Annotated in this window: 16 protein-coding genes; 6 read left to right on the top strand and 10 right to left on the bottom strand. The window is 67.8% G+C overall.

The window, feature by feature from the left end; all coding sequences use genetic code 11:
* Positions 1-272: (2Fe-2S)-binding protein (locus PIGHUM_RS12695; protein WP_124079976.1), on the bottom strand; the 272-nt coding region annotated here is incomplete at its 3' end.
* 398 nt (positions 273-670) lie between these two features.
* Between PIGHUM_RS12695 and PIGHUM_RS12700 the strand changes: the two genes are divergently transcribed.
* Both PIGHUM_RS12700 and PIGHUM_RS12705 read left to right on the top strand, forming a co-directional pair.
* On the top strand, positions 671-2392 hold the full coding sequence (locus PIGHUM_RS12700) for a thiamine pyrophosphate-requiring protein (RefSeq protein ID WP_246013157.1): 1722 nt from the start codon (positions 671-673) through the stop codon (positions 2390-2392).
* A gap of 43 nt (positions 2393-2435) precedes the next feature.
* The gene (locus PIGHUM_RS12705; protein ID WP_124079977.1) at positions 2436-3413 is read left to right on the top strand and encodes a Bug family tripartite tricarboxylate transporter substrate binding protein; all 978 of its coding nucleotides are present in this window, start codon (positions 2436-2438) and stop codon (positions 3411-3413) included.
* Between the two features lie 69 nt (positions 3414-3482).
* On the opposite strand, the gene PIGHUM_RS12710 is transcribed toward PIGHUM_RS12705, so the two are convergent.
* Positions 3483-4289 carry an IclR family transcriptional regulator gene (locus tag PIGHUM_RS12710; RefSeq protein WP_124079978.1) on the bottom strand — a complete coding sequence of 269 codons (807 nt, stop codon included), beginning with the start codon at positions 4287-4289 and terminating at the stop codon, positions 3483-3485.
* Between the two features lie 258 nt (positions 4290-4547).
* Between PIGHUM_RS12710 and PIGHUM_RS12715 the strand changes: the two genes are divergently transcribed.
* Positions 4548-5513, top strand: coding sequence for an amidohydrolase family protein (locus PIGHUM_RS12715; RefSeq protein ID WP_124079979.1), 966 nt, complete (start codon positions 4548-4550; stop codon positions 5511-5513).
* Positions 5514-5654: 141 nt separating this feature from the next.
* The gene (locus PIGHUM_RS12720; RefSeq protein ID WP_124079980.1) at positions 5655-6422 is read left to right on the top strand and encodes a DNA-binding transcriptional regulator; all 768 of its coding nucleotides are present in this window, start codon (positions 5655-5657) and stop codon (positions 6420-6422) included.
* A 32-nt stretch (positions 6423-6454) separates the two neighbouring features.
* Here PIGHUM_RS12720 and PIGHUM_RS12725 read toward each other — a convergent pair whose 3' ends face one another.
* From PIGHUM_RS12725 to PIGHUM_RS12755, 7 genes are all read right to left on the bottom strand, one after another.
* Complete coding sequence (locus PIGHUM_RS12725; protein ID WP_124079981.1) at positions 6455-7306, bottom strand: cupin domain-containing protein; 852 nt, start codon at positions 7304-7306, stop codon at positions 6455-6457.
* A gap of 25 nt (positions 7307-7331) precedes the next feature.
* Positions 7332-8087, bottom strand: a complete 756-nt coding sequence (locus PIGHUM_RS12730) for an HpcH/HpaI aldolase family protein (RefSeq protein ID WP_124079982.1) — start codon at positions 8085-8087, stop codon at positions 7332-7334.
* Positions 8088-8106: 19 nt separating this feature from the next.
* Positions 8107-8727 carry a flavin reductase family protein gene (locus PIGHUM_RS12735; RefSeq protein WP_124079983.1) on the bottom strand — a complete coding sequence of 207 codons (621 nt, stop codon included), beginning with the start codon at positions 8725-8727 and terminating at the stop codon, positions 8107-8109.
* 296 nt (positions 8728-9023) lie between these two features.
* Complete coding sequence (locus PIGHUM_RS12740; RefSeq protein WP_124079984.1) at positions 9024-10004, bottom strand: Bug family tripartite tricarboxylate transporter substrate binding protein; 981 nt, start codon at positions 10002-10004, stop codon at positions 9024-9026.
* Positions 10005-10039: 35 nt separating this feature from the next.
* The gene (locus PIGHUM_RS12745) at positions 10040-10669 is read right to left on the bottom strand and encodes a fumarate hydratase C-terminal domain-containing protein (protein ID WP_124079985.1); all 630 of its coding nucleotides are present in this window, start codon (positions 10667-10669) and stop codon (positions 10040-10042) included.
* Between the two features lie 22 nt (positions 10670-10691).
* A complete protein-coding gene (locus PIGHUM_RS12750) occupies positions 10692-11561 on the bottom strand; it encodes a fumarate hydratase (RefSeq protein WP_124079986.1) in 870 nt (289 codons plus the stop codon).
* A gap of 122 nt (positions 11562-11683) precedes the next feature.
* A complete protein-coding gene (locus tag PIGHUM_RS12755) occupies positions 11684-12676 on the bottom strand; it encodes a 2-dehydropantoate 2-reductase (RefSeq protein ID WP_124079987.1) in 993 nt (330 codons plus the stop codon).
* 197 nt (positions 12677-12873) lie between these two features.
* On the opposite strand from PIGHUM_RS12755, the gene PIGHUM_RS12760 reads away from it, so the two are divergent.
* Positions 12874-13725 carry an NUDIX hydrolase gene (locus PIGHUM_RS12760; RefSeq protein WP_160142251.1) on the top strand — a complete coding sequence of 284 codons (852 nt, stop codon included), beginning with the start codon at positions 12874-12876 and terminating at the stop codon, positions 13723-13725.
* A gap of 19 nt (positions 13726-13744) precedes the next feature.
* Here PIGHUM_RS12760 and PIGHUM_RS12765 read toward each other — a convergent pair whose 3' ends face one another.
* Complete coding sequence (locus PIGHUM_RS12765) at positions 13745-13960, bottom strand: DUF3717 domain-containing protein (protein WP_124079989.1); 216 nt, start codon at positions 13958-13960, stop codon at positions 13745-13747.
* A 164-nt stretch (positions 13961-14124) separates the two neighbouring features.
* Here PIGHUM_RS12765 and PIGHUM_RS12770 point away from each other — a divergent pair, with 164 nt between their 5' ends.
* The gene (locus tag PIGHUM_RS12770) at positions 14125-14847 is read left to right on the top strand and encodes an outer membrane lipoprotein (protein ID WP_425466724.1); all 723 of its coding nucleotides are present in this window, start codon (positions 14125-14127) and stop codon (positions 14845-14847) included.
* Positions 14848-15048: the final 201 nt, after the last annotated feature.

The raw sequence follows: 15048 nt of genomic DNA on the forward strand, positions 1-15048 counted from the left end.
CGCCGCCGGGCGGCCGCGCTCATGCCCACCCGCGCCCGGGCCCCGCCCCCGGCGGTGACTTCGGTGGTTTCGGCGACGGTGATGGACGCCTCGAAGGCATGTTCGCAGCCGCTGGCGCCTTGCGGCAGGTATTGGCAGGCCGTTTCGGCACAGGAACCGCAGCACGTGGCGACGCCGAGGTCGAACTGAAGATCGGCCAAGGTGACGGAACCGGACTCCACGCTGCTGCGCACCTGGCGTTCGGTGATGGCGTTGCAGACACAAACGTACATGGCAGGACTCGGTTGCGGCGGGGACCCCGTCGCATAGTCGTCGTAATGAGACTAATTATCGATAGTATTCAGGAAATGCGCAAGCCCCGTGGCTTTCCCGTCCTGCCGCGGCAGAGCCTGCCTCCGGAGCGCCTCGAGATCCGCTGATTTCCCCCGCGCCTTCCTCGCCGCACCTCCCGCCACGCTGCGGGAAAGTCCCTACGCCGGTCTTCTCCCATCTTCTTGTCCGTGCCTCGTTCGGACAGGTATCATGCGTTCAAAATCCATTAATCAGAATTTAATTCTGTTTAATGGAATATAAGCGATGCCATGGACGGCGTGTCGCGAGGATGCGGGAGCTACCGGGTACCGCCCCCATCCTCGTAGCGGCGCAGCGTCCCCCAACACGAGGTATCTATATGAGCGCACCCACGACCCGCACCGCCGCGGACATCTTTCTCGAGGGCCTGGACGAGCTCGGCATTTCCCATCTGTTCTGCAACCTGGGAACCGATCACGCGCCGTTGATCGAGGAACTGGCGGGACAGGAGGCCCGCGGCGAGGCGCGCCTGCAAACCGTCCTGTGTCCGCACGAGAACACCGCCGTGCACATGGCCGCCGGCTATGCCGCCATTTCCGGCCGCGGGCAGGCTGTACTGGTGCACGTGGACGCGGGCACGGCCAATGCCGCCATGGGCCTGCACAACGCCTTCCGTTCGCGCTGGCCCGTGCTGCTCATCGCTGGGCGCGCGCCCTTCACTAGCCGGGGCGAGATGGCGGGCGGCCGCGACAACTACGTGCATTTCATCCAGGAGCCCTACGACCAGGCCAGCCTGGTAAGGCCTTATGTGAAATGGGAGGGAGACTTGCCGGCCGGGATCGTGGGCAAGGAAGTGCTGCATCGCGCCTATTCGATCATGATGAGCGATCCGCCCGGACCGGCCTACCTGACCTTGCGCAGGGAAATCCTGGCCGGGTCGTGCGATGCGGGTGCTGTAGACGGCGCCTCGGTCGCCGGCCGCCTGCGGCTGGGGGGCGCGGATCCGGAGGTGGTCGCCGAACTGGCCGGCAAGCTGATGCGGGCCGAGCGTCCGCTGCTGATCACCACCTATGCGGGGCGCAACCCCGCGTGCGTGGACAGCCTGGCGCGCCTGGCCGAAGTCGCGGGCATGCGCGTGATCGAGGCCAATCCCACCTACTTGAACATATCCCACGATCATCCGTGCTACGGCGGCTCGAGCGCCAATCGCTATCTGCCCGATGCCGACCTGGGCCTGCTGGTGGACGTGGATGTGCCCTGGATACCCAACGACGCGCAGCCTCGTCCGGATTCGCACTGGCTGCAGGTCGACCTGGATCCGATCAAGCAGGATCTGCCCTTGTGGCCGTATCGGGTCGACCAGCGCGTGGCGGGCGACAGCTGCCGGATACTGGAGCAGGTGGCGGACCGGATCGCCGCCTGCGCCGATGCCGGCTTTATCGACAGGGCCGCCGCGCGCGTGCGGCAGTACGAGGCCGAGGCCCGGAGCCGCCGCGCCGCGGCTGAAGCCGAGGCCGCCAGGCCCGGCGTCCGCGGCGCCGTGTCCGCCGCCTATCTATGCGCTGCTGTCGCCCGCCAGCTGGATGATCGCGCCATCGTGCTCAACGAGGCCGTACGCTCGGCGGCCGTCGTCGCCGCGCAGATGCCGCGCAGGCAGGGCGGCACCTTCCTGGGCAACGGCGGCGGCGGGCTGGGCTGGTCGGCCGGAGCGGCGTTGGGCGCCAAGCTGGCCGCGCCCGATCGAGAGGTGGTGAGGGTGGTGGGCGACGGCGCCTTCTACTTCGGCAATCCGACCTCGTTCCTGGCGACCGCCCGCCAGTATGGCCTGCCGACCTTGACCGTGGTGCTCGACAACTCGGGCTGGGCCGCGGTCAAGACGGCCACCGTGCGTGTCTATCCCGACGGCGAGGCGGTACGCACAGGCAGCTTTCAGTCCCGGCTGGCGCCCGACATGGATTTTGCGCGGATGGCGCGGGCAGCCGGGGCGTTCGGAATGCGGGTGGATGATCCGGCCGAGGCGGAGGCCGCCGTGGCCGACGCCCTGGCTGCCGTCCGCGGCGGTACGCCGGCGGTGCTGCACGTGCGCATCCCGGTGCTTTAACCGGGCGCCGCCGGTGCCCTCGATAAGAAAACAGGAGACATTCATGCACATACCGCTTCGCCCACTGGCGCTGGCCGGCTTGCTGCTGGGCCTGTGCCCCGCCGTACATGCCCAGGGCGCCGACGCTTATCCCACGCGCCCGGTGCGCATCCTGGTGGCCTTTCCGCCGGGAGGGCCGATCGACCTGACCGCACGCATCATGGGCGAGAAGCTGTCCGAATACTGGAAGCATCCCGTCGTGGTGGAAAACCGGCCCGGCGCCAGCGGCGTCATTGCCGCCGAAGCCGCCATGCAGGCGCCGGCCGACGGTTATACCCTGCTGTTCTCGGTCATCCACCACACGGTATTGCCCAGCCTGAAGTCCAAGCTGCCCTACGATATAGAGAAGGACTTCACCCACATCAGCCTGGCTGCAACCTACCCCATCATCCTGGTGGTCGGGCTGTCCCGGCCCTACCGGTCGGTCAAGGACCTGATCGATGCCGCCGCCCGGCAGCCCGGCGAGCTTGCCTATGGGCATTCGGGCTATGGCGGCGGCGCGCATCTGGCCGGCGAGCTGTTCGGCATGCAGGCCGGCGTCGACCTGCGCAACGTCCCCTACAAGGGCAACGGACCGGCCCTCGCGGACGTCATAGGCGGGCATATTCCGCTGATGTTCAGCGACGCGCCGACCGCGTTGCCGCAAGTGACCGCCGGCAAGGTGCGGGCACTGGCCATTTCCACGCCGCGCCGGTCCGAACTGCTGCCCGACGTGCCTACCTTCGTCGAGGCCGGCCTGCCGGACTACAAGCCCGACAGCTGGGGCGGCGTTTCCGTGCGCGCCGGCACGCCGCAGCCTGTCGTGGACAAGCTCAATGCCGACGTGGTCCGAGCCTTGAAGGATTCCGGCGTGCGCGCCCGGCTGCTGAAGATAGGCGCCGAGCCGCAGCCCATGAGCGCGATCCGGTACACCGAGATGATCCACACCGAGATCGCCAAATGGGGAGAGGTGGTCAGAAAGGCCAACATCCAGATCGAATAGGCGGCTCGATCCTGCCACGGGTATCGGGCGAGGCGCGCGCCGCCGGCCGGATGGCCGCGGCGCAGCCGCTCATGGAAGTTTCGCGCCCAGCGTGCGCGACAGCGCCAGGCTGCGGGCGGCGATGTCCTGGCCGATGGCTTCGATGCTGGCATGCGGCATGCGGGACTTGGGCGACGTCAGGCAGACGCAGCCGACGATGCCGCCCGGGCCGAACACGGGCGCAGCGATGCCTCGCGCGTCGAGCAGCTTTTCGCTTTCGCTGACCGCATAGCCGCGGCAGCGGATGGCCGCCAGTTCCGCGGACAGGACCTCCCAGGCCGGCGGCCGTAGGCCGGAGGCGGGCGACGGGCCTTCGCGGGCCAGGATCTCGCGCGCCTGTCCTTCGGGCAGGAAGGCCAGCACGGCCTTGCCCGAGGCGCCCCAGACCAGGGACAGCGGGCGGTGCATGTCGATCTGGTACTTGAGTTTTTGCTGGCCGTCGGCGCGCGCGGCGAAACTCAAAGAGCGCTCGGTGGGCAGGTAGAGGCCGAACACCACGGTTTCGTCGAAGGCGTTCGCGATGGCTTCCAGCGTCGGCTGCGCGATGGTGGGCGGCGATACCGTGCCCGCCACGCGCGCGGCGACCCGGTAGAACTCGGCGCCGATGGTGTACTGCCTGCTTTCGGCCGCGGTGTCGACGAAGCCTTCCTTTTTCAGCAATTGCAGCAAGCGGTGCGCGGTGGAGGGGGCCAGCCGCATTTGGTCGGCCACGTGCTTGACCGTTACGCTGCCACCGGCGTCGGCCAGCACGGTCAGCAGGTGCAGGGCACGGCTGACCGTGCCCGAGCCGGCGTCGGCCGAGGGCGGTGGACTGTCTTTATCTTGCTTGGGAATCATGGTTGTGCCGTGTCGTGGAAATGTGCGGTGCAGGCGCGGCGGTTTGCCGAGATTCGCTGCGGCCAGCCATTATTCTAATGAACGGAATTTATTTCCTCTGGATAATGCGAATAGACTCGGTTTTCCGTAGCCATGGGAACCGCCATGCAGCCGCGCCGCGAAGTTTTCTTCTGGCGAAAAGTTTGAGAATAGCGGATGCGAGCGGTTGGTCATGGCGATAAAGTCCGCCCTGTTCTGCTGTTATTTCGAAGAGTTGACATGAGCCAAGCAAACCAAGACCCGACGGCCTCCGGCTCCTCCAGCCGTCCGCTGCTGTTCGATTCGCACGCCCACCTGGTGGCGGACGACCAGACCCGGTATCCGCGCAATCCCATGAAGCGCGCGGCCGATGCGCCGCCGCGCATGCCAGGCGTGATCGGCACGCCGGGCGGCCAGCACGGTCCCAATCCCATCAACGAAGTGCCGGACGTGGCGCGCATGCTGGTGTGGATGAAGGAAGAGAATGTCGATGGCGCCGTGGCCGTGCAAAAGCGCATGATCTACCGCTTCGACAACAGCTACATCCTCGACTCTTCGGATGCGCACCCGGACATCTTTTCGGCGGTGGTGATCCTGGACGCCGAGGATGAAACCACGCCCGGGCTGGTCCGCAGCTATATCGAGAAGAACGGCCTGGCCGGCGTGCGCCTGTTCGGCAGCCGCCAGCCCGACGGCAGCATGCCCTGGCTGAACTCGCCCCAGGCGCTCAAGACCTGGGAAGTGGCCGAGGAGTTCGGTCTGATCATCGATCTGGAAGTGCTGGCGGTCGGCGGCGGCGGCCCGTCGGTGCCGACCATCATCGAGCTGGCGCGCCGCTATCCCAACGTGCGGATCGTGCTGGACCACCTGCTGGAGCCGGAAGCGACCGAAGAGCAATTCGGCCTGGACGAGCGCTTCGAGAAGCTGGCCCACGAGAAGAACATCTTCTTCAAGTTCACGTCGATCAACCTGGACGAATACCGCGAAGCCGGCGTCCCGGCCGAGCAGGTCCTGCGCCGCGCGGTCGATCTGTTCAGTGCCGACCACGTCATGTGGGGGTCGGACATCGGCACCTCGTCGGGCACCTACAAGGAAATGGTCCAGCGCATGATCGACGCCTCGGTGCTGCTGACCGAGGAAGAGAAGCGCAAGGTATGGCACGACACGGGCAAGCGCGTGTTCGTGAAGGGCGGCCACCGCCGCTGAAAACGCGGGCGGCCGTGCGCCGCCCGGCTGCGCGGCCCGGCCGGCCCCTTTCGCGGGCGGGCGGTGCGGCGCGCACGCGAGGCGCCGGTTGCGGGGCAGGTGCGATAATCGCCTGCCAGCGTTCTTGCCACGGAGGCATGCGTGCCCTCATTTCCGCCCGTCCAGGCCGTGGTGCGTGCCATCGAACTGCTGCAGGCCCTGAACCGCCAGCCTGTTTCCACGCTGGACGTCCTGCACAAGCAGACCGGCATCCCCAAGCCTTCATTGATCCGCCTGCTCGAAACGCTGGCTTCCAAGGGGCTGGTGCGCCATGCGCCGCAGTACGGCGCCTACTACCTGACCTCGCTGGTCAATACGCTTTCATCCGGCTATCACAGCGAACCGCGCATCGTCGAGGCGGCCCGCCCGCGGCTCGATGCGCTGACCGAAGACATCAAGTGGCCGGTGGCGATCGCGGTGCCCGACGCGAATGCGATGGTGGTGCGCTACAGCACCATCCCGAACTCGCCGCTGTCGCTGCTGCATTCCACGATCAACATGCGCCTGAGCCTGGTGAGCCGGGCCATCGGCCGGGCCTATCTGTCGTTCTGCGAGGACGACGAACGCGAGACCATTCTCGCGCTGCTGCGCGAGTCGAAGAGCCCGGAGGACGGGCCGGCGCGGGATGCCGAGGCCGTCAGGAAGATGATCGCGCAGACGCGCGCCCAGGGCTATGCGCTGCGCGACCCGGCGGTGCGGCCGGTATCGGGCACGCTGGCGGTGCCGGTGTATGACGGCAAGCACGTGGTCGCGTCCTTCGGCATGACCTGGTTCGCGTCCACGCTGTCCAACGAGCAGGTGGTCGGACGCTACCTGGCCAAGCTGCTCGCGGTATCCGCCGCCATTACGCAGGACCTGGCCGCGCTGTAGAAGCGGCCAAGGCCCTGCGGGCGGCAGCGCCGTCAGGCCGCGGCCGGCGGTAGCGGGTATTCGTCCTCGTTGCTGACCATGCCCGGCTTGCTGGAAAAGTCCATGCGCGGCGGGCTGAAAATGTCGATCAGCCAGCAGTCGCCTTCGCTGACGTTGCGGCTGGTGTGCAGGACCTTGGCCGGGATGACCGTGACCGACGGGCTGCCGACTTCGACGTGCTCGTCTTCTTTCCACATGTCCATGTCCGGCGTCCAGGGCCAGCGCAGATGGTGCACGTAGGTGCCCTGCACCGCCAGCGACGCCTGTTCGAAGTCCGCGTGGGTGTGCGGGCTGAGCTTGTGCACGTCGCGCGGGACCACGCGCTTGGCCAGCGGGTTGATCATCAGGTTGGTGCTGCGGAAGATCCGCATATTGCTGTCGGCGCGAACGTAGTCGGCCAGCACGTAGTGGCGCAGCTTGAAGCCCGCCGGGGGATCGGGCCACGGCACCAGCGGCGCGACTTCGGGGGCGCCGTCGGCGTAGACCGCGTTGTTCACCGACGCGGCCACCAGGTCGGCGGCAAGCTTGGAGAACACCCGCACGACGGTGCCCGCCGCGGTCGCCTCGATCCGGCTCGCGCCGGGCGGGACGATGGTCACCGTTTCGGCGCCGGCATCGACGGATTCGCCGCCGGCCTGGATGCGCGCGCCGCCCGCCGGAATGAAGACGAAGTACTCGTCGGGATTGTTCTCGCGCGCCAGCACGGCGCCCGCTTCGACCTGGGAAACCGACACCACGAAATTGGCGCCGCGCGTCAGCCAGGTGCGCGCGCCAGCGGTTTCCTGCTGGGGAGGCGTGTCATAGTGGGCGGCATAGGTCGCCGACCGGGGGCCTTGAGTCGTCATTGCTTCACCTTTGTCTGGATGGTCTTCAGCCGCGTTGCCGGTTGCCCGCGACGGCAACCGCTTGCGCGCCCTGGCGCAGCAGGGATTGGTCGGAGCCGATCACGAACCAGCTCACGCCCTGGGCGGCGAATTCGTCGCGTTCGGCCTTGTTGGCCACGAACATGGCGGCGGTCTTGCCGGCCGCCAGCGCCGCGCGCACGATGCGCGCCGTCGCCTCGAGCACGGCCGGGCTGCGCGAACCTTCCTCGCCCATGGACAGGGCCAGGTCGGCGCGTCCCACGAACAGGCCGCCCACGCCGGGCACGGCGGCGATGCGCTCGACGTCGGCCAGGCCCTCCACGCTCTCGATCTGGCACATCACCAGCGTCGCGTCGCCGGCCGCCTGGGCCTGCTGGTAGCTCATCGTCCCGTAGCCCGCCGCGCGCGGCGAGCTCGAGAAGCCGCGCACGCCGCCGTGATAGCGGGCGCGCGCGACGATCTGAGCCGCCTGCTCGGCGGAATCCACGTGCGGCACGACGACGCCGGCGGCGCCCAGGTCGAGCGTGGACAGGATCGTGCTCGCCTCCCAGTCGGCCACCCGCACGTACAGGGGCAGGCGCGCCGCGCGGCCGGCCAGCATCATCAGGTCCAGGGCGGCGCGGTCGAACGGCGCATGTTCGGCGTCCAGGACGCCGAAATCCATGTCGGTCGTTCCGAGTATCTCCACCACGTGGGGCGATACCGTCTTGATGAAGGTTCCGACCTGTACGGCCGGCGCTGCTTTGTCAGATGCGTTGCTCATCGGAATGTTTCCTGAAAAGTCAGACCGGCGGTGCCTGCAGCATGGGCCGGTGGAAGATTTCCCCGAGGCCGGCGTAGTAGGGGCCGCCCAGGCGCGAGATCGGACGCATGGCGATCACGTCCACGTGGCGGCCGTTGTAGAAATCGGTCGACAGGTGGAAGGCCACCACTTCGCCGATGTAGAGCGTGTTCAGTCCGCGGCCGAGCGGCAGCACGTGTTCGAGCCGGCATTCCATCTGGATGGGCGTGGCCGGGATGCGCGGCGGCCGCACGATCGTGCTGGGCGCCAGCTCGATGCCCAGTTTCTCGGGCTCGCCGATCTCCGGCGGATAGTCGGCGCCGGATGCGTGCAGCAACTCCAGCGTCGCTTCCGTGGCCACGTTCACCACGAACTCGCCGGTCTGCACGATGTTGCGCGCCGTATCCTTCAGCTCGCCCTTGCGCGACCCGATATTGACCGCCAGCATCGGCGGGCTGTGCGCCACGTAGTTGTACGAACTGAACGGCGCGGCATTCACCCGCCCCGTCTCGTCCTGCGTCGTAATCCACGCCACCGGCCGCGGCGCCACGCAGCCCACGATCAGCCGGTAGGCTTCCTCGGTGCTCATGCCCTCGGTCTTCAGCGTCACGAATTCCGCCATAAGGGGACTCCCAAATTTAGCTCCCCCCTACGCGCTGACGCGCGCCCCCCAGGGGGCGGCACTGGCGGACCGGCAAAGCCGGATCCGCGGTGCCCGGGGTATTGAAAAATTACTGTTGATCGATGTCTCCAGGTACTGCCATCCAGAGACGCCATACTAAAAACACTATCGCCGACCCTCTTGCCCCACGAAGCGCGTTGGGTCAGACCCAGGAAACCGCGGATCTGGCTTTGCCAGTCCGCCGGTTTCGCCCCCTTGAGGGGGCCCGCGTAAGCGGGTAGGGGGTGGGCTTCCCTCTAATCCAATTTGATGTTGGCCTGCTCGATGATGCGCTTCCACTTCTCGCTTTCGCCCTTCATCAGCGTATCGAGCTGTTCGGGCGAGCCGCCGCCCACGAGGGCGCCGAATTGCTCGAGCTTGGAGCGGCCTTCGGGGGAGTCCAGCACCAGGTTGATTTCGCGGTTGAGCTTGTCCACGATGGGGCGCGGCAGGCCGGCGGGGCCGGCCACGGCGAACCACACCGCGGCTTCGACGTCGAAGCCTTGCTCGATGGCGGTGGGCAGGTCGGGCAGCTGCGGGAAGCGCTTCTTCGACGTGACGGCCAGCCCGGTCATCTTGCCGGCCTGGATCTGCGGGATGAAGGCGGTGATGGGCGCGCTGATGGCCTGGATCGAGCCGCCCATCAGGTCGGCCATGGCCGGCACGTCGCCCTTGTAGGGAACGCCCAGGAACTGGGTGCCGGTGTTGTGGCGCAGCAGTTCGTAGGCCAAGTGGCCGATGGTGCCGTTGCCCGGGTTGCCGATGGAATACTTGCCCGGCGCGGCCTTGGCCAGCGCGATGAATTCCTTGAGGTTCTTGGCCGGGACCTTGTCGGTGGACACGATCACCAGCGGGATCTCGCCGACCAGGACGATGGGGGTCAGGTCCTTGGCCGGGTCGAACGGCATGGACTTGTACAGATACTTGTTGTTGACCAGCGGACCCGAGGTGGTCAGCGTCAGCGTGTAGCCGTCGGGCGCGGCCTTGGCGACCTGGTCGGTGCCGATGTTGCCGGCAGCGCCGGGACGGTTGTCGACGACGAACTGCTGGCCCAGCTTCTGGCCGAGCCGTTCGGCGATCAGGCGCGCCACGACGTCGGTGCTGCCACCGGCCGGGAACGGCACGATCAGGCGCACTGGCTTGGTCGGCCACGAAGCCTCGTCGTTCTTGGTGCACGCTGCCGTGGCGGCCAATGCCAGGACGGCTATGGAGCCGGCGAGCAGGCGGGATGTGATCATGGGATCTCCTTATTCGTTCTGGAAAAAAATGCCGTTCAGCGCGCGGCCTGGGCGCGCTGCCGGTCGAGTTCGTCGAGGATGCCTGGCAGCCGTTGCTGCGCATCCTCGCGCAAGGTGCGGTACAGGCTGTTGCCGTGGGCGTCTATGCCCACCGTGGCCGGGCCGAGATCTTCGACGCGCAGCGTGACCAGCCGGAATTGCGAAATGTAGTCTTCCCAATGCACCGCCACCACTTCGCGGATGGCGTGGGCCAGCAGCGTGCAGCCGCCGCCCAGGAAGGACAGGTAGATGCAGCCGGTCTCGCGCATGGCCTCTACGCTTTCCTCGCCCAGGCCGCCCTTGCCCCCCACGATGCGCAGTCCGTAGGAACGGATCAGCGTGGGCATGTAGGCGTCATAGCGCGTGCTGGTGGTGGGGTTCATGTACAGCGCCTCGTACCCCGAGGGCGCGTCGCTTTCGCGGTTGTACGAACTCAGGTGCAGGAAGGCGCCGCCCTGCAGGTCCACCGGCAGCGGCGTGCCCTCGCGCGCGTAATCGACCATGCGCTGGTGCGTGGGCAGGCCGATGGTGATGACGATGTCTCCGCTCAGGTAGACCAGGTCGCCGGCCTGGATGGCGGCGATCCGGGCCGCGTCCACGGGCAGGTTCAAGCGATGGGTGTTCATGGTTCTTGCTCCTGCGTCCGGGTCACTCCAGCCGCTCGACCGTGCCGTCCTGGTAGATGCGCGCACAGGTGCGGCGGTTGATCCAGCAGTTGAAGGCCACGGCCACCGGCGTGAAGCCGTGGCCATAGGAATAGTCGATGTGCACGGCCATGGCGGTGGTGGCGCCGCCCGTGCCCATGGGGCCGAAGCCGGTGTCGTTGATGGCCTTGAGCAGGCGCTGCTCCATCGCCGCCAGCGTCGGTTCCGGATTGGTCCGGCCGAAGGGGCGCAGCACGCCTTCCTTGGCCATCTTGGCGGCGTAGTCGAAGGTGCCGCCTATGCCCACGCCGACGACGATGGGCGGACAGGGCTGCGAACCGGCCTTGAGCACGGTGTCCAGCACGTAGCGCTCGATGGTTTCCAGCGAGGGGTAGACGAAGGTCTCGATGGCTTCCCAGCGGCCCGTGCCCAGCGCCTTGGGCGCACAGACGATCTCTACGTAGTCGGCGCCGTCGATCATGTCGAAGGTGACGATGGGCATGTTCTTGCCCGCGTAGCTGCGCGCCAGCGTCAGCGGATTGGTGACCATCTTCAGGATGGGCGGGTCGGCGCGCTCGACCAGGTCGGCGAAGCCGTCCACGATGGCCTGGCGCACGTTGCCCGAGAAGCTGACGCCGGTGCCGACGCGGATCATGTAGGTGGGCACGCCCACGTCGGTGCAGACCAGGTGATCTTCGCGCTCGGCGGCCTGGGCGCTTTCGAGCATGATGCGCAGCGTCTGGCGGCCCAGCTGCACCGTTTCGCGCTGCTGCGCCTGGGCAAGCGCCCGCTGGGTGTCGTCGGGGACTTTCTTGAGCGACCACTCGTACAGCGACGAGGTGACGCTCCGGATGACTTCGCTGGATATGGACATGGCCTGCCGCGCCTTGCACAAGCGCGTCCTACTCTTGCAAGGCTCGCAGGATGCGGCGCGCGGCCGCGCGGTTCAAGCGAAGTTTTGGCATTTTTCGCTCTTAGAAAAGTTCTTTCCGCTCGCTAGCGCGGGTACAGGCCGAGCGTATCGGCGCGCATGCGCGCCATGGCATAGACGCCATCCAGCGTGGGCGTGGCGGCGCCGGCGGCGGCCGAGGCTTCGACCAGCGCGCCCAGGATGCTGTCGATCTCGACCGGCCGGCCGGCTTCGAGATCCTGCAGCATCGAGGTCTTGATGTGGCCCAGGCGCCGGCTCATGGCGATGCGGTCGCGCGAGTCCATCTGCGCGGGCAGGCCCAGCCGGGCCCCCAGCGCCAGCGCTTCGTCCATCATAGCGACGAACAAGGCATGGACGCGCGGATCGTCGATCATGTCGTCGGTATGGGCGCCGGTCAGCAGGCTGACGGGATTGAAGCAGGCATTGCCCAGCAGCTTGACCCAGATGTCGTTGCGCACGTCGGCGCTGGCGGCAGCATCGAAGCCGGCGTCGCGGAACAGCGCGGCTACCCGGTCGCTGCGCGCGCCCTGCCCTCCGCCCGGCTCGCCGAACACGACGCGCTGGCCGGAGGCGTGCGAGACCAGCCCGGGTTCGGGCGTGGACGCGGAGGCGAACACCACCGCGCCCAGCACTTGCGCCATCGGCAGATGGGCTTCGATCTGGCCGGCCGGATCCACGCTGCGCAGGCGCGTTCCCGCCAAGGGCACGCCTTCGCCGAGGAAGAACCACCAGGGGATGCCGTTGAGCGCGGGGATGACGATGCTGTCCGGGCCGATCAGCGGCGCGATGTTCTGCGCGACTTCCGGCAGCGCCGGCGCCTTGACGGTAATGATGATGATGTCCTGCCGGCCCAGCGCGGCGGCATCGTCGCTGGCCCGGACCGCCGGAGCGATGCGGGCGCCGCCCGAATCCAGCCGCATGCCGTGGGCGCGCAGCGCCGCCAGCGTGCGGCCTCGCGCCAGAACGGAAACCGGGTTGCCGGCCTGGGCCAGCCGCGCGGCGAAGAAGCCGCCGATGGCGCCTGCGCCGACGATGCAGATACGGGGAGCTGTGGACATGGCGGACGTTCCTTGGTGGCTGGCTGAGCGGGACGGGCGCATCTTACTATCGCCGGGCCGCCGCGCGTTTATTGCGATGCAGCAAAAAAGTGCCGAAAGCGCTTGGCACGGCCGTTTACCTTCGCTAACCTGCCGCTCTGCGGCCTGCCGGGAGTTCCGGCACAATGGAATGTCGCATTTGTATTCATGATATCTGGATGAACGTATTCGATTCGATCTTGGCCCGTTCGCACGTGGCCCCGCCCGCCGATTCGCTGCGGTTGCGCATCGCGGGGCGCGAATGCGGCTGGGTGGCGCGCGATGTCCTGCAGTGGCTGGAGCCGTTCGGTTCGGAAATCGCCATGGCGTCCGGACTGGTGCACCTATTGCCCGGATGGGCCGCCAGCCCGGCGTCGGAGGCGCGCACCCAGGCGGTCAACGGCCTGCTGGCGCGGGTGGCGCTCGCGCTGCGCGACGCCGGCCGGCTCAATGGCTGGCGCGATGAGCTGCTGGACGTCGCCGCCGACGACGGCACGCTCATGGGCGTGATCGAGCGGGCCGCGGTGCGGCCCCTGGGCATCGCCACGCACGCGGTGCACTTGAACGCCTGGACCGACAGCGGCCAATTGTGGATCGCCCGGCGCTCCCTGACCAAAACGACCGATCCCGGCATGTGGGACACCCTGGTGGGCGGCCTGATCAGCGCCTCCGAAACGCCCGAGAGCGCCCTGCTGCGCGAAAGCTGGGAGGAAGCGGGCCTGTTGCCGCATCATCTGCAGGACGGCCGCCGCAGCGGCGAATTCGTGGTGCGCCGGGTGCTGCCCGAGGGCTACCAAGTCGAGCACGTGACCGTCGTGGACATCGTGCTGGGGCCGGAAGTCGTGCCGGAAAACCAGGACGGCGAGGTGGTGGCGCTGCGCACGGCCACGCCGCAGGAAGTCCTGGCCATGGTCGGCGATGGGGTCTTCACGCTGGAAGCGGCGCTCTCGATGCGCGCCAGCCTGGGCGCCTATGCCATGCCTGTGCCCGCCATGCTTGCCGGCGGCGTGTCGGCGCAACTGGAAGTTTGAAAGACCCCCGCTCCGCCCGCTAAGCGCGGGCCTGTCGCCACGCGTTCAGCGCGGCCTGGGCGGCCGGGTCGAGGCTGGATTCCGCCAAGGCCGACGCGTGGCACATGATCATGGCCGCATAAGGGCCGGCCAGGGCCGCCGCTTCGGCGCACAGCGTGCATTCGTCGCCGGTGGCCGGCTTGCGGACACGCCAGAAATTGATGGCGTCCTCGAGTTCCATGAGCGTGATGTCCATGCCTGTATTTTGGCAGACTCCGTGGCCTTGTTTCGGAAACATTCGGTCAATCCCGATACACAAAGTTCGAGCACTGGCCGGCGCGCGAAACAACCTGGAAGGCGGCTTGGCAGTACCTTACTCGAATCTTACAGTGACTCTCGCAGAGAGTAAGGAGCCGCATCATGACCACCGGTTCTAGTTCCCGTTCCGCTTTTCCGCTGCGCGCCCGGCTGGCGCGCGGCTACCCGGCCATGCGCGGCGCAGCCGCGCTGCACCCGCTCGTTGCCGCGGCGGCGGTGAGCGTCATCGTGCTGTCCGCTGCCGGCATCGGCGTATTGACCGGGCTGCTGCCGTCGCCGCTGGCGCGCACCGCGCCCGAACCGGCGGCCGCCCAGGCGGCGCCGCAGGGCGGCCGGTACTTCGGCAGGGCCGACACGCATCCCGAGGCGCTGGCTTCGCGCCCGGGCGACGCGCCCGCGCAGCCGGTCCGCAACGCCTCGTCCTACCAGCCGGCGCGCCGTGTGGCCGCTTCCTGCTCCGATTGCGGCACCGTGCAAAGCGTGCGCGCGGTGCAGGTAAAAGGTTCCGGATCGGGCGTCGGGGCGGTAGGAGGCGGCGTGGTGGGCGGGCTGGTGGGCAACCAGTTCGGCGGCGGCAGCGGCCGTACCGCGCTGACCGTGCTGGGCGCCGTCGGCGGCGCGTTCGCCGGCAACGAGATCGAAAAGCACGTGCGCACCACCATGCAATACCAGATGACCGTGCGCATGGACGACGGCAGCATCCGCAGCTTCCACAGCAGTTCGCCTTACGCGTGGCGCAGCGGCGATGCCGTGCGCGTGGTCGACGGATCGGTCGTGTCGCGCGGCGATCATTCCTCGTCGCGCGCGGTCCGGGTCAGCGGCTGAGTCTTTCCTCCTCCCTTCCTTCCCGGCCGCCGGCCATCGTTTTTTCCTTCGGGCACGCTCCTTGCGGATGAGCTGTGCCGCGCCCTCGCCGGGCTGCGGCATCGACAAGAACATTGCCCGGAGGACATCCCATGCCTGCCATCCTGCTTTGGCTTTTAGGCGTTCCCATTCCCATCATCATTCTGCTCGCCATTCTTTTCT

The organism is Pigmentiphaga humi (genome assembly GCF_900606115.1).
GTDB lineage: Bacteria > Pseudomonadota > Gammaproteobacteria > Burkholderiales > Burkholderiaceae_B > Pigmentiphaga > Pigmentiphaga humi.